Raw genomic sequence first — 19,444 nt, forward strand, 5'->3', positions numbered from 1 at the left:
ACTGCTCTTTTCATATTGTTTGTTTTCGCATTGATTGTTTTTTTACACTAAGATATACACACATAACACTAGAGGTTGTGGTATCTTTGCTCTTTTAAAACGAAAACTGCTTAGCAACAAAGTTTACGAAAAAAGTCCTTATATTTGATCCAAAGCCTGACTTAAATCTGACCATATATCTTCACAAGCTTCCAGTCCTAAAGATAATCTTAATAAATTGTCATGAATGCCCATTTTTAACCGAGCAGATTCTGGAATAACTGAGTGTGTCATAGTTGCGGGATGTTGAATTAGAGTTTCTGCATCGCCTAGACTAACAGCGATCTTAATTAACTTAAGTTTATTTAATAAAGATTGTGCTTCTACCTTATCTCCTTTTATCGTAAACGAAATTAAGCCTCCTGGTTTTTTCATTTGCTTCTGCATTATGTTGAACTGATTGCTAGAACTATCTCCTGGATAAAAAACTTGTTCGACTTTTGGATGTTCTTGTAATTGTTGAGCAATTTGCTCCGCATTTGAACAGTGACGATCCATTCTGACAGGTAATGTTTTTAATCCGCGTAATAATAACCAAGCATCAAAAGGAGAAATTACACCCCCAATATCTTTTTGTGTTGTTTTTGCAACTGTGTCTATGAAGTCTTTTTTTCCAACTATTAAGCCAGCAATGACATCACCATGTCCACCAATATATTTTGTTGCACTATGAACAACCACATCACAACCTAATTTAAGGGGTTGTTGTAAATATGGTGAACTAAACGTATTGTCAACGATTACTGGTATGTCATATTCCTTCGCAACCTTAACAACCATTTCTATATCAATCAGCTTCATAGTGGGATTAATGGGTGTTTCAATGTATATGCAAGCAGTATTCGGTCTAATTTCTTTTTTTAATTTATCCTCTGTTTCCATAGAACAGAAATCATGTGTAATTCCATATTTTTCGTCAATAAGCTGTAATAAACCAAACGTACAACCATATAGTCCTTGTGAACAAACGATATGATCTCCTGATTTGGTCATTGCTAACAAAACAGCAGATACTGCTGCCATTCCTGAGCCAAATGCTAATCCTGCCTCTCCATGTTCTAAAGTAGCAATACGTTCTTCTAAAATTTTCACTGTTGGATTGCTTAATCTGGAGTATATATAGCCGTCTTCTTCCCCAGCAAATCTTCTCTCTCCTTGTTGTGCAGTTTCAAAAGTAAATGTGGAAGACTGAAACAATGGAGGCGTTAGACTGCCTAAATGTTCACTTGATTCATACCCACCGTGTATAACTAAGGTCTCAATATTTCGATACTTATGATCTTTCATCTCCGTATGCCCCCCTTAATTGTATAGGTTATTAATACAACCTCCTATATCATATGAAAAAGCGGACAAAAATGAAAGCGTTTTCTTTTGGTAATAAAAAAAAGGAGCTCCAATTTTTCTCCTTGCTGTATCGCATAAATTATTGTTTTCGTTCTAAAAGATTACCTCTTATCCAATTAGAGTTCGTGTATCTTTACATCTTAATAACAACGAAATCCAATAAATGTTCATCAACAAAGTTTACGAAAAGAGCAGCTCGGAAAAAACATGATTATCCATCGGAGCACCTGTATAAGCACTTTCTTCAGTTCTCAACATTATAAGTGACAAGTTGATTTTTTCCTGAACCTTTCGCTTTATACAGCGCTTTATCTGCATGAAAGATCAAATCGTTTAAACTGTTTTTATAGTCATTTCCCCAATAAGACAGCCCACATGAAATCGTAATTTTTGGATTTGTACCATTTTCAATCTTTTTTATTAGACGTTTAGCAACTTCCTTACCAATTTTACAATCTACCCTTGGGAGGTAAATAGCAAATTCTTCTCCACCCCACCTCGCACCTATGTCTTTCTCTCGTATATGCATTTTAATAATGTCGGCCACTTGAATAAGAATATCATCTCCTACTTGATGACCATATGTGTCATTGACCTCTTTGAAATTGTCGATATCAATAAGTAATAGCGTTCCTTGGGGATCTTCACTTAATGAATACAAAATCTTTTCATCTAGATATTTCCTTGAATAAAGCTTCGTTAAATGGTCAGTAATAACTAGCTTTTCCAATTCTTCTCTTAACATAGAATTAGAAAATGCCAACGTAGAATGATGAATTAACGATTGCATTAATTTAAAATATTCAAAGGTAAAATGATGTGGTTGTTTATGTAAAATAAGTGCAAACCCTTTTAATTTATCACTATGTACCATTGGTACTGACATTAAAGATCGGTAAATAGCATTCACTATATGATCAGTTTGAAGCTCTCCTATAAAGAGCGAATCCATTTCTTCTTTTATTTTTTTATGGATAAAGTGGATATATTCCTCACTATCCTTAGTTTCAAAAAAGCTTGTACTTCCTGGTAATACCGTAAGCTCGTTGTTATCGTCAATTAACACAAAAACCACTTCTTGTGCATTGAACGAATTTATCATTTGGTCTGTCATAAATGCCATTATTTCTCTTAAACGAAGGTTAGAATTTAACGTATGTGAAGTTGCATTTATTAGCTGTAAATCAACAATCAATCGTTTCGACTGTTGATATAATTGTGCATTCTCTATCGCGCTACCTGCAGTATTTGCTAGCAATATAATAAAATCTACTTCCCGTTTAGGAAAAGCGATACTATTATGTGCTGTAATTTGTAACACTCCGTACACACCTTGCTTACCCCTAAGAGGAGCATACAAGATCGATTGTTTTTCCTTCTGTTCAAAAAACACTTCACCATTGACATATGCTTTCATTGCGAGCTCATGAATATGGTTATCATCATAATTCAAATCTCTAATTTGCATGTGATTCTGATTGTTGTTGTCATGTGAAAGAAGTAAATGATGTGTAAATGATGGAAAAATATCTTCAAGTGTCTCAATTATTTCCTCTAAAACGCTGTCGATTGACATGGAGGAATGAAACTTTGCTGTTATTTGATTCAGTTGCTCATAGCGTTTTTCCTCATTAGTAATATTTGTGAACTTCCTCACTTGGTTAACAAATTTTTCGCACTCTCTTCCTATCTTCTGTAAAAATTGATTGCTATACTCATTGACGTTACTCTGTTTTATTAATAAAAAACCATTTTCTTCTATTAAAGTTTTAAAAGGGATCGTCACAGAAGAATCTCCTAATTGATCAAGTACAACTAGCGGCTGTCTTATAATAGTCTTATTGAGAAGATGCGGTAAAATTTTTGCAGATGAAATGAAGAACTGATCTAGCTCTTCAACAACACTTGTCATAGTTGAAGCTTCTAGAAAAAAATGATCGATTTCGTGGTTATATAAAAACAAACTAACTTCTAACGCTTGTAAATTAGTTTTAATAAGGTAGGTTAACTCCGATGGTATATGATAATAATTACTATGATTGTCATCAATTAATAACAGATCGAATAACTCTGCTTTAATACGTGTATATATTTGCTCTTCCACTAGTTCCATTTTATCACCCGTTTATTAAGGTTTGGTTCATATATATGGAAAGTTTAAATAATTCTGTCTTATCAATATTATATCTTAAAACCATTAATTTTTCCTAATTTTTTTCAAATTTTATAGTCAATTTGTCCCATAACACTACTTTTATCCTGATCATTTTCTGTATATGTACTTTCTTATTATAACCTTCTTGACTTTCATGAAGAAAAAACATATAATGTTCGTTGTGTAAAATATCGCAGCTTATGTGATGTACATTGGGTTCTCAGTTTGTTCCTCTCTATTGGAGGTGTATCGTGTAACTCTCTGCTGCTAGAGCGAGGATACATGAAAAACAAAATGGGCTGAATGAAATACATTACGTCTGTTTTTATTTTATACAAAATAAAAACATTGAAGGAGGAGTCATCATGGCTCGTTATACAGGTCCAGCATGGAAATTATCTCGTCGTCTTGGAATTTCACTAAGTGGAACGGGAAAAGAATTAGAGAAACGCCCTTATGCACCAGGTCAACATGGCCCAGGTCAACGTAAAAAACTTTCTGAATATGGTTTACAGTTACAAGAAAAACAGAAGCTTCGTCACATGTACGGTGTAAACGAACGTCAATTCCGTAACTTGTTTGATGCAGCTGGTAAAATGGCTGGTAAACATGGTGAAAACTTTATGGTTCTTTTAGAATCTCGTCTTGATAACTTAGTATATCGCTTAGGATTAGCTCGTACTCGTCGTCAAGCACGTCAATTAGTTAACCATGGTCATATTATCGTTGATGGAGGTCGATTAGACATTCCTTCATATAAAGTTAAACCTGGTCAAACGATTTCTGTACGTGAGAAATCTCGTAATCTTGACATTATTAAAGAAGCTATTGAAGCTACAAACTTCGTACCTGAGTACGTAAACTTCAATGCTGATAACCTAGAAGGTACATTCACTCGTTTACCTGAACGTTCTGAATTACCAGCTGAAATTAACGAATCATTAATCGTTGAGTTCTACTCTCGTTAATTAAATCGCTTTATATCTAGCGATGGTAAAAACCCTAGAAACCTTGGTTTATCAAAGTTTCTAGGGTTTTTTGTTTTTGTTTTTTACTTTGTAGAATAATGTATTCTTCTCAAGTTATTTGGAGGAGATTTTTTGGGAAGCTAATTGACTCAAATGATCTGTATTATTAAAATATTTTATTACAATATTAGATGAGTTATACTCAATTAAATGTACTCCTGTATCTTGAGTATGAATAAAACAATTAGGAACAGGAGGTAATTTTAATAAAACATGTATCAATTTTTCAATCATACCACCATGTGACAATATAATAATTCTGTTAGAATCTTTATGTTCATCTAATATTTTTAATAGGATAGTTTCTGCTCTTGCTCTAAACTCTATATCTGTTTCTCCTTCTAGAATACTCTCAAATGGTTTTAAGTCATAGTGAGAATTCATGTTTTCTTTTGTAATAGGCTGCCCAGCTAAAATTCCATTGTTCCTCTCTCTAAGGCCGTCACTATAAGTAATATTACATTTTAATTTCGCTCCCAAAATCTTTGCTGTTTCAGAAGCCCTTTTTAATGTGCTTGTCCAAATTGCATCAAATTCCCCAAAATTTTCAACTAAATGTGAAGCTAAAGATTTCGCTTGAATTGTTCCTTTTTGTGTTAATGAGAAATCAGCTCTTCCTTCATGTACATTAAGAATATCTGCTTCTGATTCACCATGTCTTATTATTAATATCTCCATTTTTATCCCCTACCTTACAGTGGTAATTTAACACCCAGCTGATACTTATTTTTTTGATTTTTTGATGTTTATTAATGTTTAATAATTACATCAATATACGATACATATTGAGCTCATTAATTAGCCTTAATTCACTATCAAAAACTTCTTACCTCTCTATAAATGGATTTTCCATCATAAGGTCCATAAAGAACCTTTTTAATGTCGTCTGCATACCTAGTATACTGCCTCCACTTTGCATGTTGAGCAAGATTTGAGAGATAACAATAATATTTGCTTTACTTAGATCATAGCTTCCATTTTCTTCGCCAGCATGGTCACAATCAATTTCCTCTCCTAATATAACTCAACCATAATTCAAATCAGCCTTTTGAAAAGTATGGATACACCCAACTCGTGATAATAAAGGAGTTCTAACTCCGAACCACCTTAATTGATGATAAGATAGTTAACCTATTGAAGGTTTATCAAAATGATGTAAAGAAACAAAGTTATCTCTCGGAAGAATGATTTTGTCTTTATCTTCCATCAATTAAGAAATCTACTCATTTACCGCACCAACAAATACTTTATTAAACGAATTATAAAAAAACTGGCAAAAAAAAGATAACACCACATGTTTAAGACATTCTCATGCAACAATTTTAATTAGTCAGAGAATTCCTGTGAAAGTATGCCTGCCCGTTTAGGTAACACTCCACAAATGATTTTGGACATTTATAGTCATTCTTTCAAGGACATAGAATAAGAATCTGTTCAAGCTTTTGAGCAGGCTTTAAACCTCTAACTAGGTTTTCTCAAAAATATTAGTGTTAATAGGCTTTTTAATTGTATTGATTTCTACTCTCGTTAATAAGAGCAAAAACCCTAGAAATGATTTTCTAGGGTTTTTATTATGTTAATTAATAAATGAGCACCATGTCAGCTGCGCTTTGCTATTAATACTTGATTAGGAAGTATTTTTTCTTACCTCGGCGAATAACAGTGAATTGGCCTTCGATTCTATCCGTGTTAGTTATGACACGATCAATTTCTTGAGTTCGTTCACCATTAATATATATAGCTCCATTTTTTATATCTTCTCTTGCTTGACGCTTTGATGTGGAAACCTTGCTAGTAACTAGCAAATCAACTAAACCTATTTCATCTTCACCTTCAAAATTGTATGAAGGGACATCTTTAAATCCTTGTTTAATTTCTTCAGCTGTCAGTGCCGAAATCTCTCCATTGAATAGTGAATTAGATATTTTAATTGCCTGATTTAATGCCTCTTCTCCATGAACTAACTTGGTGACTTCTTGAGCAAGCGCTTTATGAGCCGTTCTTTGTTCAGGTGCGTCACGTAATTCTTGCTCTAATTGCTCAATTTCATCCTTAGATAAGAATGTAAAATACTTAAGAAAATTGATTACATCTCTGTCATCAGAATTAATAAAGAACTGATAAAACTCGTATGGAGATGTTTTTTCCTTATCCAACCATACGGCTCCACCAGCAGTTTTGCCGAATTTTGTACCGTCTGCTTTCGTGACGAGTGGTATCGTTAATCCAAATGCTTTTTCCTCTTCATCAGAAGATTTTCTAATTAATTCTAAGCCTGCAGTAATATTTCCCCATTGGTCACTACCACCAATTTGTACTTTACAATTTTGTTCTTTATATAAATGTAAAAAGTCTAATGATTGTAATATCATATAGCTGAATTCTGTAAATGAAATCCCCGACTCAATTCTTGATTGAACGGAATCTTTTGCAAGCATATAATTGATCCCAAAATTTTTACCTACATCTCGCAAAAATGTAACAACATCTAGCTTGCCAATCCAATCAAAATTATTTGCTAAAAGGGCTTTATTTTCACCATTATCAAAATCTAGAAAACGAGACAGCTGTTGCTTTATACGATTCGACCATTCAATGACTACATCTTCTGTATTTAATGACCTCTCACTACTTCTACCACTTGGGTCACCAATTAACCCTGTTCCTCCACCGACAAGTGCAATTGGTTGATGGCCAGCTAATTGAAACCTCTTTAAAACCAATATTGGTAATAAATGACCAATGTGTAAGCTATCTGCTGTCGGATCAAATCCACTATATAATTTTACTGCCTCCTCATTTAAAAGCTTTTCCAACCCATCTTCATCAGTAATTTGATTAATTAATCCTCTGAACTGCAAATCCTCTATTAGATTCATACAGATCATCTCCTTTTCGTTAAATTAGAACAACGCAAGGGGCCTCATTATTGCCAACGTCCTGTGGATAATGTTGTAATCGGGTCAACTCCCAAGACTCGCATAAGACAACCTAACAAGAAGGTTACTTGTTAACATTTTTGTAGATCGGCTAATGATCTAAAGCCGACGAAGCCTTAAGCTAGACAAATAAAAAACTCGCCCCTAAAAATGAAGGGACGAGTGTATTCGCGGTACCACCCTACTTGAGGAATATATCCTCCGGCTTAAAAAGATAACGGTAAAACCGTCCTTTGCTACTTAGTCAACTAACCGTTCGCAAAAGATGCTCTAGGAGGTAATTCATGCATATCTTTGTACTGGTTCCCACCAAACACCAGCTCTCTAAGTGAAGTTGTTAAATTGACCTAACAACCATGTTTACAGGGAGATATTTCACTACTAATTCCTATCATTGCATTCATGTATTTGAGTTAAGAATATTTTTATCATATTAGCATCATAAATGTCAAGAACACATTTAATCATTTTGAATTAAGCTTTACAAATTTAACGATTTGTAAGTTCAAATCTTCCATACGAAAAATGATTTTTATTCATTGGCCTTAAGCCATATCATACAATTTACATTTAAAATATGGAAACAAAAATATTTTAGAACAAGGAAAATGACTTATGCTATAATTGTAATGATTTTGTCTTTTTATAAAGTGGTTTTCCAAATGATCGTTGTTTATTGTGGCAAAGGAATAAATACATAGAAAACTAGCATACAATGCAACTTTTTCTACAACAAAATAATAACTGAATGAAATTAATTTGTTGCTAAACAATAACTACAAACTTTTGGGAGAGGGCTTTTTAATAGGCTCTTTTCGTAAACTTTGCTGCTATTGTTACTAAAAATTTCAAAGTAGAAAAAATGCCACGAAAACTAAATGAATATGTATTTAACTCTTAGTACGAAAAGAAACAACCCATGCGAAAGCAGCTTTTTAATAAAACTTCAATGATTAAAAATTATAAATTAGATAGAGATTTTTAGTTGATTGTACCCAGGGGGGAAATATTGAATATGAGTGATAATAGATCTAATTGGCAAGATCGATTACAAAAAGTACAAAAGATGTTCAGTAGCAAAGATGCTGTTAAAGGTGCAAGAATTACCTACGGTGTGTTTTGGAACATCACCTTACTCTTTATTATTATTGGATTAATCGGATTCTTTTTTGCTGGTGGTGTTGGTGCTGGCTACTTCGCGTCGTTAGTAAAGGATGAACCAATCCGCTCTTATGATAGTATGAAAAAAGACATTTATAATTATGAAGAAACGACTGAATTATATTTTGATGATAATGTTTATTTAGGTAAGCTTCGTTCCGACCTTGATCGTGAAGAAGTTAGTATAGATGATGTTTCTCAGCACCTAATAAATGCAGTCGTTGCAACAGAAGATGAGTTTTTTTGGGATCATAGTGGAATTGTTCCAAAAGCAATCATGCGTGCCCTTTTCCAAGAAGTTACAAATTCATCTGTAAGAACTGGTGGTAGTACGCTTACCCAACAGTTAATTAAAAACCAAATACTTTCAAACGAAGTATCATTCGAACGTAAGGCAAAGGAAATGTTACTTGCTCTGCGACTTGAACAATCTTTTGACAAAGATGAAATTCTTGAAGCTTACTTAAATGTTTCTACTCTCGGAAGAAATTCTTCAGGTAGGAACATTGCTGGTATCCAAACAGCTGCTCAAGGTATTTTTGATGTTGATGCGAGAGATTTAAACATACCTCAAAGCGCATTTATTGCTGGTTTATTTCAAAGCTTTAGCTATACACCATTTACAAATAAAGGTGAGATAAAAGAGAATTTAGAATCATCTATGAATAGAATGCACACTGTACTTAGCCGTATGCTGCAAGCTGAGTTTATTACGAAGGAAGAATATGAATCTGCATTAAATTATGATATAACAGCAGATTTTGCACCACCTAAGCCATCTCCAATAGATAATTACCCTTGGCTTACTTTTGAGATTGAGGATCGTGCAGAGGAAATATTAGCCGAAATATTAGCTGAAAACGACGGGTACGAAGTGACCGATTTAGCGGAAAACGACGATCTATATAACGATTATATAAATCGTGCGAGTAAAAACTTACGACAAAATGGCTATAAAATCCATACGACAATTGATAAAGAAATCTATGATGAAATGCAAACTGTAGTTCAAAACTTTGAATATTTCGCACCTGACAAGCCAGAAGAAAAAGAAGATCCTGAAACTGGGGAAATGGTTCAAGTAATGGAGCCTATTGAAGCTGGAGCTGTACTAATTGAAAATACAACTGGTAAAATCATCAGCTTTGTTGGTGGACGCGACCATGATCGAGAACAGCTGAACCATGCTACCAATGCACCACGTTCAAACGGTTCTACAATGAAGCCTTTATTAGCTTACGGTCCTGCAATGGAGTTAGGAAAAGTTCAGCCTGGTTCAGTATTAGCTGATGTCGAATTAAAAGTTCCAGCTGGTGGAAAGACTTATTCGCCAGGGAACTATGATGGTAGAACACACGGTCTGACTTCTGTTCGATATGCTTTGCAGAAATCGTATAATATACCAGCTGTTAGATCATATATGTCTATCATTGACCAAAATCCTGTGTCTTATTTAGAAAAAATGGGTTATACAAACTTAACTGAAGGTGATCATTATAATTTGTCAATGGCAATCGGTGGATTAACATATGGTGTCACTGTTGAAGAGAATGTTAATGCATATGCTACCTTTGGAAATGATGGTCAATTTGTCGATGCTTATATGATTGAACGAATTGAAACAAATGACGGTGAGATAATTTATGAGCATGAAAGTGAGCCTGTCGAAGTATTTAGCCCACAAACATCTTACTTAATGATTGACATGATGAGAGATGTCATTAGCAGTGGAACAGCTGCATCACTCCCGGGCAGACTTGATTTTAAGTCAGATTGGGCAGGTAAAACTGGTACAGCACAAGATTTTAAAGATGCATGGTTTGTTGCAACAAATCCAAATGTAACCTTTGGAGTTTGGAATGGGTATGACACACCAAAGTCAGTAAAAACGACGTCAGGGCCAACATATGGACAAAGAAACATATACTTGTGGGCAGATTTAATGAATGCCGCTTATGCTATTAAACCTGAACTAGTTGCTCCTGAAGAAAGGTTTAAAATGCCTGGTGGAATCATTAGTCGTTCTTATTGTGCTGCATCAGGTCTATTGCCTTCAAAAGCATGTGAAGAGGCTGGGCTTATTGAAACAGATCTTTTTAACGCAAAATATGTACCTACAAAAGAGGACAATAGCTTAGAAAAAGCTAATTATGTTGAAATTGGTGAAAAAATATATCGAGCTTTAGAAACGACCCCTGAAGAATTTACTAATGAAGGATTTATGTTTACTGAAGCATTCCTTGAAGAAATTGGCATTACCGATATAAAAGTAGCTAAGCAACTCATTCCAAATAGTGAAAAATGGAGCAATATTATTTTTCCAGAATTAGAGGAATTAGAAGATACGGGAGAGGTACCTGATACAATGGGCGGTGTTAAACTAAATGGAAACTCCATCTCATGGCCTGCTCATTATCAACAAACTGTTATTGGGTATCGAGTGTACGAAATATCCAATTATGGGGAGAATGTTTCTGAAATAGGTATCGTACCTGTTGGCGAAGATTTAGGGTTTACAGTAGGTAATACTGATAGTGCTTATTATGTGACTGCGGTCGATATATTTGGAAGAGAATCTGCTGAGTCTAATAAAGTCATTAATGGTGATTGGCAGGAAGAACCTGATGATAATGAAGACCCTAACAACGGGGACAATGACCAACCTGGTGACGGTGAGGATGATCCTGGTAACGATGATAATGATCAACCTGGCGAGGGCGACGATCCTGACACAGGTGATAACGATAATGATCAACCTGGTGACGGTGAGAACCCTGGAGATGAGGATAACGATCAACCTGGTGACGGTGAGGACCCTGGTGATGAGGACAACGATCAACCTAGTGACGGTGAGAATGATCCAGGAAACGATCAACCCGGTGATATAACTGAACCAGAAGATCCAAGTACACCTACAGACCCATCAAATCCTTAATAGTAAGGTTTACAACAATTTAAGGGTCTATTAAAAAGAAGGTTGCTCAAAAGTTAATACTGAGCGACCTTCTTTTTTTAACCCTTTATTAAAAATATCATATTTTCATATATAAGAACTATTAATAGTTAGAGGTATAAGATGCTACCTATTAAATATTTGTTTCGTTCTTAATACGAAAAACATCGTTTATACCTGCAACTAATCTTCCATAGTTGATAAATCACCCGTAGGTAAATCTAATTCCCAGGCTTTTAACACTCTACGCATAATTTTTCCACTTCTTGTTTTAGGTAACTTTTCACAAAACTCAATTTCACGTGGAGCTGCATGAGCTGACAGACCTTTTTTCACGAAAAGCCTGATTTCTTCCTTTAATTCATCAGTAACATCGTAGCCATGTCTAAGTGCAACGAATGCTTTAATAATTTCTCCACGTACTGGGTCAGGTTTTCCTATCACCCCAGCTTCTGCTATTGCTGGATGTTCAACAAGCTTACTTTCAACTTCAAAAGGCCCAACTCTTTCACCAGAAGTCATAATCACATCATCTATCCTACCTTGGAACCAAAAATACCCCTCTTCATCCATATAAGCTGAGTCCCCTGATACATACCAATCACCTGGCATAAAGTATGACTCATATTTTTGTTGATTATTCCAAATCGTATACATCATCGATGGCCATCCTTTTTGTATAGCCAAATTCCCCATCCGGTTTGGTGGTAATTCATTTCCTTGATCATCAACAATCGCAGCCTTAATTCCTGGAATAGGTTTCCCCATTGAACCGGGCCTTATTTCCATACATGGATAATTACATATTAATTGGGCACCTGTTTCAGTCATCCACCATGTATCATGAATACGATTATTGAATACTTTAACACCCCAACGTATGACTTCAGGATTTAATGGTTCACCTACACTTAAAATATGTCTAAGGGTGCTCAAATCATTTTGCTTTACTAAATCATCTCCAGCACCCATTAACATTCTAAATGCAGTTGGAGCACTATACCAAATAGTAACACCGAACTGTTCAATCGCTTCATACCATGTAGCTGGGCTAAATCTTCCTCCAATAACTACATTTGCAGCACCCACAAGCCATGGAGCAAAAATACCATACGCAGTCCCTGTAACCCATCCAGGGTCAGCAGTACACCAATAAACATCATCTTCTTTTAAGTCCAATACCCACTTTGCTGTTTGATAGTGCTGAATCATAGCATTATGGACGTGCAATACTCCTTTTGGTTTACCTGTTGAGCCTGAAGTATAATGAATAATAAGTCCATCTGATCTATCGACCCATTCAATACTTAAACGGTCACTAGCGCTTTCCATTTCTTTATAATAATTAATAAACCTTTCATCATCTTCTAAGCCATCACCAACTAAAACGATATGCTTTAATGCTGGAAGCTCATTAACTGGAACTCTATCTAATAACTCAGGAGTCGTTACTAACACTTTTGCCTCACTATCTTCTAACCTATCACGTACTGCCCCTTCCATAAAAGCTTCAAATAACGGACCGACAATTGCTCCTAGTTTTATTGCCCCTAGAATAATAAAATATAATTCGGGAGAACGAGGCATAAACACAAAAACACGATCACCTTTTTCAACATCAGCTGCTTGCTTAAGTACATTCCCTGCTCGGTTAGAGAATTCACTCATTTCCTTAAATGTATATTTCTCTTTTCGAACAGAATCTTGATAATATAATGCAATTTTATTTTTCCTAAAGGTATATGCATGACGATCAATCGCCTCATATGCCATATTCACTCTACCTGTTTTTGACCAAGAAAAGTTATTTTCCACATCGGACCAATTAAACTGACTATAAATTTCTTCGTAGTCTGTTAAATTGTAATCCCCTTTCGTAACAGCTAACGATTCCACCTTCATTTACAATTCCCCCTTTGTAAATCTCTTCAAAGAATATTATATTATAAATACATACTGTTCTCAATTTTAAAAATATTAAAATATCATTTGTAGTTCTACAATACATTGTTAACGAATTGCCACAAAAATGAAGATGAAAAAAATGCACTGAGAGTAATTATATATTACTAATATTATGTATAATAGAATAAAACATGTAATAAGGTGGTGACCTAATGGAACATAAAAAAACTTATAATGCAAAAGAATTAAAAACACCACAGGGAAACTTAATTTTAGAAGGACCCATTTCATCTGCTAAACTATCAAGCTACGATTTTCATCACGATCTTATAGCATTTCGCCAACCAGATCAACAACATAAGGCATTAATAGGGATAGCAGATTTGCCTGAAGGTAGAATTATTATCGCAAGACACCAACATACCATAGTTGGATATGTTACTTTCTTATACCCTGACCCTCTAGAACGCTGGTCTGAAGGCAACATGGAAAATTTAATTGAACTCGGGGCAATAGAAGTGATTCCTAAATTCCGAGGTTCATCAGTCGGCAAAAACCTTATTAATGTATCAATGATGGATGATGTAATGAATGACTACATTATTATTACGACCGAATACTACTGGCACTGGGATTTAAAAGGTACAGGACTTAATGTTTGGGAGTATAGGAAGGTAATGGAGAAAATGATGAATGCTGGCGGTCTGGAATGGTATGCCACCGATGATCCAGAAATAAGTTCTCATCCAGCGAACTGTTTAATGGCTAGAATAGGAACAAGAGTTGATAATGAATCCATACAAAAATTCGATCGATTAAGATTTATGAATAGATTTATGTATTAGATAGCCTTTAAATTGAAATACAGCTTGAAGGGGGAAGTACAATGATAGTTGAACAAATAATGAAAACAGATGTAACAACACTCTTTCCAAATGATACGATTGAAACTGCTATTATCACGTTGCACAAAAAAGATATTAGACATATCCCTATTGTAGATAAAAGCCATCACATAATTGGGGTTATCTCAGATCGTGACTTACGTGATGCAAGCCCTTCTATTTTGGAACTTAACAATGATAATAAGCACATACTTAAACAGCCAATAAAGAACATTATGAAAACTGACGTTATTACTGGTCACCCGTTAGATTTTGTTGAGGAAGTGGCTGCTGTATTTTATGAGCATCGGATCGGTTGTATGCCGTTAACAAATAATAATAAATTGGTAGGTATAGTTACAGAAACAGACGTCCTTCATACCCTTGTACAACTTACTGGTGCACACCAACCTAGTTCACACATTGAAATTAAAGCTAGTAACAAAACCGGCATGCTAAGCGATATTGCCTCAATTTTTAAAGACCGAAATATAAACATCAATAGTGTCCTAGTATATCCAGATGTAGATGAGAGCTATAAAATACTCGTTTTTCGTGTCCAAACGATGAACCCACTGAAAATCGTAAATGAATTGAAAAATGAAGGTTATACAGTCTTATGGCCAACTCAACCAGGTATTTCTTTATGAGCGGAAACTCAGTCTTTATTTATTCGGACCAATTTCAATTATACAAATTTAGTGATGACCATCCTTTTAATCAATTGAGGGTGAAATTAACTTATGACCTCCTTAGAAAGCTTCATTTACTCGATGATAATCAAATTATCCCTCCTAGAATTGCAACAGATGAGGAACTGACGCTTATTCATGACCCAAACTATATACAAGCAGTTAAATTAGCTGGCAAAGGTCAACTTTCAGCGGAAAAAGCTCAAGCATATGGAATTGGCACCGAAGATACCCCCATTTTTAAAGATATGCATACAGCAAGTGCTCTGTTAGTAGGCGGTACGTTAACGGCTGTAGACCATGTGTTAACAGGAAAGGCTACACATGCACTAAGCCTTGGAGGAGGATTACACCATGGTTTTAGAGGAAAGGCATCTGGCTTTTGCATTTATAATGATAGCTCTGTAGCCATTAAATATATGCAAGAAAAATATGGGGTACGAGTAATGTATGTCGATACAGATGCTCATCATGGGGATGGAGTACAATGGACATTTTATGATGACCCTGAAGTATGTACCTTATCCATACATGAAACTGGACGATATTTATTCCCTGGTACAGGACATGTAAATGAAAGAGGACATGGGAAAGGTTATGGGTATTCATTTAATATCCCAGTTGATGCTTTCACCGAAGATGACTCTTGGTTGCATGCTTATAAACAATCTTTTTTAGAAATTGCAGACTATTTTAAACCAGACGTCATTATAACTCAAAATGGTGCCGACTCTCATTATTATGACCCACTTACACACCTTTCTTCGACGATGAAAATATATCGAGAAATTCCAAAGCTAGCTCATGAAATTGCTCATAAGTATTGTAGTGGTAGATGGATCGCAGTAGGTGGAGGGGGTTATGATATATGGCGTGTTGTTCCTAGGGCATGGTCCTTAATTTGGATTGAGATGATTGAAAAATCACATAATATTTCTGATATACCTGAGGAATGGATCAAAGCATGGCAAGACGCTTCTCCAGTACAACTACCGTTAAAATGGGATGATCCAGCAGACCTTTACTCTCCTATACCGCGTAGAAATGAAATTTCTGAGAAAAACTTGCACACAGTCATGAAAGCGCTTCAAATCATTAGAGAAAATAAACAACAACGGAATTCTATATAAAAAATAGCTTATAAATCAAAATGATTTATAAGCCATTTTTTAATTTTATGTCCTAATAACATTTCATTTAATATGCTTAAAAGAAGCTTTTTCTACTACAAGCGTTAAGGCATGTTCGAGAGTTAAAAATTAATTAGTTTGTTCAATGTATTCTGGATCAGAAATGACTATTTCAACTCTTCGATTTTTCTCCCAATTTTCTGGATTAGAGTTAGGAGCAACGGGTCTAGTATCACTAAATCCGACAGCTTCAAAGCGGATATCATCTAGCTGATGCTCTTCTATTAAATAACGAATAACACTGCTAGCCCGAGCTGTAGATAATTCCCAATTTGATGGGTATCTAAAAGTTTCAATTGGACGATTATCTGTATGCCCTTCCACTTTAACTAGATTTGACATGTCACCTAATAAATTTCCAACCTTATCTAAAAATGGATAAGCGGATGGCTGAATAATTGCTTCCGCAGTGTTAAATAAAACCTTTTCTTGTAAAACTAAAACAACTCCACGCTCATAACGATTAGCTACAATGACATCTTCAAGACCATTCTCTTCGAGGAATAGTTGTATTTCTACAACTAATTCATTTAATGGATCTGAAATAGTGGTCTCCCCACTACCCTCTTTCAAATGTATATCTTCTGCTGATAATGGATCGAAGGGGATAGGAGATGGATCAAAGTCTAAAATATGGTTCGTTTTAAATGAATTAGCAACAGCTTTAAACTTAACAATATCAATTTGCGACATTGAAAACATTAATATGAAAAAAACAAGAATTAAAGTTATAAGGTCAGAAAAAGTAACCATCCAAGCAGGTGCACCTTTTTTTCTTGCAGTATGCACTCTTTTCCTATCTCTCATTTTGAGCTGCCTCCTCTACCTCCTCATCTTCGATGCCCACTCGCTCCTTATAAGATAAAAAGGCACTGAGCTTTTCTTCCAAAATTTTAGGGTTTTGACCAGATTGAACCCCAATCACCCCTTCAATGATAATTTGCTTCAAAAATACTTCTTTTTCTGTTTTCAAAGCAAGTTTTGATGCTAATGGAATGAAAACTATATTAGCGAGTAATGAGCCGTACAATGTAGTTATTAAAGCAATTGCCATATTGGGACCTAAAGTCGTTGGATCATTCAAATTTTTGAGCATTAATACTAATCCTGTTAAGGTACCAATCATTCCCCAGGCAGGTGCTAGTTCTCCAGCCCTTTCAAGAATACTTCTTCCCTTCCGATGTCTTTCTTCCATTGCAGAAATTTCAGCATCCATAATATCATTAATAACATCAGGTTCTATACCATCTACAGCTAATAGGACACCTTTTTTAATAAACGGATCGTTAACATTTTCAATTTCAGCTTCTAATGCAAGTAAACCTTCCCTTCTCGCCCTATCAGATAAATTGACAAATGTATTAATTAATCCTTGTAGCTCCTGTTCATTTTGACTAAATGCTTCTTTTAACACCTTAAATAAAAGTTTAATGTCTTTTAAGGGAAAACTTGTTAACAACCCAGCGGTTAAACCACCCAAAACAATATACATTGATGGGAAATGGATAAATGAGGATAATCCTGTCGATCCACTATTTGATATTATACCGAATAAAAACATAGCTACTGCAAGAACTAATCCACTAGGTGTTAGTAAATCGAATTTTTTTTTCATAATTTCTCTCCCTGTGCATATATAGAATCCAACCTCTCTATTCTATATATCGACAGGATTTTTAATTTGTTGAATGACGAAACTCAATTCTATGAGGAAGTACTACGACGCTATCCTCTACCTTCTCTTTATTCATATATTTTGTTAACAACCGCATTGCTACTGCACCGATATCATACATAGGTTGAACAACTGTCGTCAATTGTGGTCGCACCATAAAAGATAGCCTTGTATTATCAAAGCCAATCACTTCCATATCTTTAGGAATCACTGTGCCATGATCTTGCGCCCCATGAATGACACCTAAAGCCATTTCATCATTCCCAGCAAAAACAGCCGTTGGTTTATTTGGCATCTCCTCTATCTTTTTGTAAGCCTCAATCCCTGAATCATAAGTATAATCACCTTCAAGAACATATTCATCTACATATTGTAGCCCAGCTTCTGAAAGAGCTTTTTTATATCCTTCTAGCTTCTTTATACTACTAATTTGATTATCAAGTGGGCCACTGACGTATGCAATTTTTTTATGGCCATTATTAATAAAGCTAGTTGTCGCATCAAATGCAGCTTGTTCATAATCAATGTTAACAGAAGGGATAATATTTTCTTCTTCAATAGATGCTGCTAAAACTACTGGTACTTGTGATTTTTTAAATTGTTCAACATGATCTTTTGTAATATTCCCACTCATATAAACGATTCCATCGACTTGTTTTCCAAGCATGGTATTAATTAAATGAAGCTCTTTTTCTTTATTTTGATCGGAGTTGCTTAAAATAATGTTATATTTATACATTGTTGCTATATCTTCTATACCTCTCGCTAGCTCAGCGTAGAAGATACTTGATATATCAGGAATGATCACACCGACAGTTGTAGTTTTTTTACTCGCTAAACCACGTGCCACTGCATTTGGTCGATATCCAAGTTGTTCAATTGTCTCTAATACTTTTTTCCTCGTCGCTGGTTTTACATTTGGGTTCCCATTTACAACCCTTGAAACAGTTGCCATTGATACATTAGCCTCACGTGCAACATCATATATAGTAACATTCATCATTATCAGCTCCTAATTATTTTTCTTTATGCTATTATTTGCTTAAATTTTATATTTAACAGAACCACTACTTATATTAATAAGCAAGAATTGTTTTAGTATTGTATAGAGTTTCACAAATGACCTTAATAAGGGCTATTTTCACATCAATCCTTACTATTCATACTAAGGTGTAAAAAACTAACATTCGTGCATCTTTTCTACTATCACTTTAACGGTTTCGGACAAAAACCCATCTTCATGTTCATTGTTAATATATAAATATAGCTGCAAAGTTTTTGAACAGAGATTTAATTATAAATATTATGTAGGTGACATTTCTTAAGTTATATGTAACATATCATACGATACTATGAAATAGACCGCAATCAATATACAAATTATTTTCACAAAAAAAACTCCTGCCGTAGCAGGAGTAATACATATTCAACACAAATATAGCTATATTTCGTAACATCTGTACACTAAAAACCGTT

13 protein-coding genes and 1 other annotated feature are annotated in these 19,444 nt (G+C 34.8%); of the genes, 5 read left to right on the top strand and 8 right to left on the bottom strand.

All coding sequences use genetic code 11. From position 1 onward, the window contains the following. Positions 1-138: 138 nt before the first annotated feature. The gene (gene megL / locus JM172_RS07970; RefSeq protein WP_214481645.1) at positions 139-1,326 is read right to left on the bottom strand and encodes a methionine gamma-lyase; all 1,188 of its coding nucleotides are present in this window, start codon (positions 1,324-1,326) and stop codon (positions 139-141) included. Positions 1,327-1,630: 304 nt separating this feature from the next. Beyond that, positions 1,631-3,499 (bottom strand): sensor domain-containing diguanylate cyclase, encoded by a 1,869-nt coding sequence (locus tag JM172_RS07975; protein WP_214481646.1) that lies wholly within the window; start codon positions 3,497-3,499, stop codon positions 1,631-1,633. A gap of 407 nt (positions 3,500-3,906) precedes the next feature. On the opposite strand from JM172_RS07975, the gene rpsD reads away from it, so the two are divergent. Then, the gene (rpsD, locus tag JM172_RS07980) at positions 3,907-4,509 is read left to right on the top strand and encodes a 30S ribosomal protein S4 (protein WP_214481647.1); all 603 of its coding nucleotides are present in this window, start codon (positions 3,907-3,909) and stop codon (positions 4,507-4,509) included. Positions 4,510-4,623: 114 nt separating this feature from the next. On the opposite strand, the gene JM172_RS07985 is transcribed toward rpsD, so the two are convergent. Then, on the bottom strand, positions 4,624-5,247 hold the full coding sequence (locus tag JM172_RS07985) for a histidine phosphatase family protein (protein WP_214481648.1): 624 nt from the start codon (positions 5,245-5,247) through the stop codon (positions 4,624-4,626). Between the two features lie 938 nt (positions 5,248-6,185). Then, the gene (tyrS, locus tag JM172_RS07990; protein ID WP_214481649.1) at positions 6,186-7,448 is read right to left on the bottom strand and encodes a tyrosine--tRNA ligase; all 1,263 of its coding nucleotides are present in this window, start codon (positions 7,446-7,448) and stop codon (positions 6,186-6,188) included. A 211-nt stretch (positions 7,449-7,659) separates the two neighbouring features. Continuing rightward, positions 7,660-7,912 (bottom strand) — a binding site (T-box leader). Between the two features lie 611 nt (positions 7,913-8,523). Here tyrS and JM172_RS07995 point away from each other — a divergent pair. Beyond that, positions 8,524-11,604: a transglycosylase domain-containing protein gene (locus JM172_RS07995; protein WP_214481650.1), complete on the top strand. Its 3,081-nt coding sequence runs from the start codon at positions 8,524-8,526 to the stop codon at positions 11,602-11,604. Between the two features lie 201 nt (positions 11,605-11,805). Here JM172_RS07995 and acsA read toward each other — a convergent pair whose 3' ends face one another. Beyond that, positions 11,806-13,524, bottom strand: a complete 1,719-nt coding sequence (gene acsA / locus JM172_RS08000; protein WP_214481651.1) for an acetate--CoA ligase — start codon at positions 13,522-13,524, stop codon at positions 11,806-11,808. A gap of 215 nt (positions 13,525-13,739) precedes the next feature. On the opposite strand from acsA, the gene JM172_RS08005 reads away from it, so the two are divergent. From JM172_RS08005 to JM172_RS08015, 3 genes are read left to right on the top strand one after another with little or no spacing between them, the layout of a single operon-like run. Next, on the top strand, positions 13,740-14,372 hold the full coding sequence (locus JM172_RS08005; RefSeq protein WP_214481652.1) for a GNAT family N-acetyltransferase: 633 nt from the start codon (positions 13,740-13,742) through the stop codon (positions 14,370-14,372). Between the two features lie 41 nt (positions 14,373-14,413). Beyond that, positions 14,414-15,061, top strand: a complete 648-nt coding sequence (locus tag JM172_RS08010) for an acetoin utilization AcuB family protein (protein WP_214481653.1) — start codon at positions 14,414-14,416, stop codon at positions 15,059-15,061. Beyond that, complete coding sequence (locus tag JM172_RS08015; protein ID WP_214481654.1) at positions 15,058-16,233, top strand: acetoin utilization protein AcuC; 1,176 nt, start codon at positions 15,058-15,060, stop codon at positions 16,231-16,233. The genes JM172_RS08010 and JM172_RS08015 overlap by 4 nt, the downstream gene beginning before the upstream one ends. A gap of 129 nt (positions 16,234-16,362) precedes the next feature. On the opposite strand, the gene motS is transcribed toward JM172_RS08015, so the two are convergent. The 3 genes from motS to ccpA all read right to left on the bottom strand — a co-directional run bounded on the left by motS (position 16,363) and on the right by ccpA (position 18,968). Further along, entirely contained in the window at positions 16,363-17,100 is a 738-nt protein-coding gene (gene motS, locus JM172_RS08020) for a flagellar motor protein MotS (protein ID WP_214481655.1), read from the bottom strand. Then, on the bottom strand, positions 17,090-17,908 hold the full coding sequence (gene motP / locus JM172_RS08025) for a flagellar motor protein MotP (protein ID WP_214481656.1): 819 nt from the start codon (positions 17,906-17,908) through the stop codon (positions 17,090-17,092). Before motP ends, motS begins: the two co-directional genes overlap by 11 nt. A 61-nt stretch (positions 17,909-17,969) precedes the next feature. Next, positions 17,970-18,968, bottom strand: a complete 999-nt coding sequence (gene ccpA, locus JM172_RS08030) for a catabolite control protein A (protein ID WP_214481657.1) — start codon at positions 18,966-18,968, stop codon at positions 17,970-17,972. Positions 18,969-19,444 lie beyond the last annotated feature (476 nt).

The sequence above is a fragment of the Bacillus sp. SM2101 genome (assembly GCF_018588585.1).
Classification (GTDB): Bacteria; Bacillota; Bacilli; order Bacillales; family SM2101; genus Nanhaiella; species Nanhaiella sioensis.

Bases quoted from the DNA above. Each gene is read 5' to 3' on its own strand.
- JM172_RS07985 (WP_214481648.1), bottom strand. From the start codon at position 5,247: ATGGAGATATTAATAATAAGACATGGTGAATCAGAAGCAGATATTCTT.
- JM172_RS08005 (WP_214481652.1), top strand. From the start codon at position 13,740: ATGGAACATAAAAAAACTTATAATGCAAAAGAATTAAAAACACCACAG.
- JM172_RS07975 (WP_214481646.1), bottom strand. From the start codon at position 3,499: ATGGAACTAGTGGAAGAGCAAATATATACACGTATTAAAGCAGAGTTA.
- acsA (WP_214481651.1), bottom strand. From the start codon at position 13,524: ATGAAGGTGGAATCGTTAGCTGTTACGAAAGGGGATTACAATTTAACA.
- motP (WP_214481656.1), bottom strand. From the start codon at position 17,908: ATGAAAAAAAAATTCGATTTACTAACACCTAGTGGATTAGTTCTTGCA.
- motS (WP_214481655.1), bottom strand. From the start codon at position 17,100: ATGAGAGATAGGAAAAGAGTGCATACTGCAAGAAAAAAAGGTGCACCT.
- ccpA (WP_214481657.1), bottom strand. From the start codon at position 18,968: ATGAATGTTACTATATATGATGTTGCACGTGAGGCTAATGTATCAATG.
- rpsD (WP_214481647.1), top strand. From the start codon at position 3,907: ATGGCTCGTTATACAGGTCCAGCATGGAAATTATCTCGTCGTCTTGGA.
- JM172_RS08015 (WP_214481654.1), top strand. From the start codon at position 15,058: ATGAGCGGAAACTCAGTCTTTATTTATTCGGACCAATTTCAATTATAC.
- JM172_RS07995 (WP_214481650.1), top strand. From the start codon at position 8,524: ATGAGTGATAATAGATCTAATTGGCAAGATCGATTACAAAAAGTACAA.
- megL (WP_214481645.1), bottom strand. From the start codon at position 1,326: ATGAAAGATCATAAGTATCGAAATATTGAGACCTTAGTTATACACGGT.
- tyrS (WP_214481649.1), bottom strand. From the start codon at position 7,448: ATGAATCTAATAGAGGATTTGCAGTTCAGAGGATTAATTAATCAAATT.
- JM172_RS08010 (WP_214481653.1), top strand. From the start codon at position 14,414: ATGATAGTTGAACAAATAATGAAAACAGATGTAACAACACTCTTTCCA.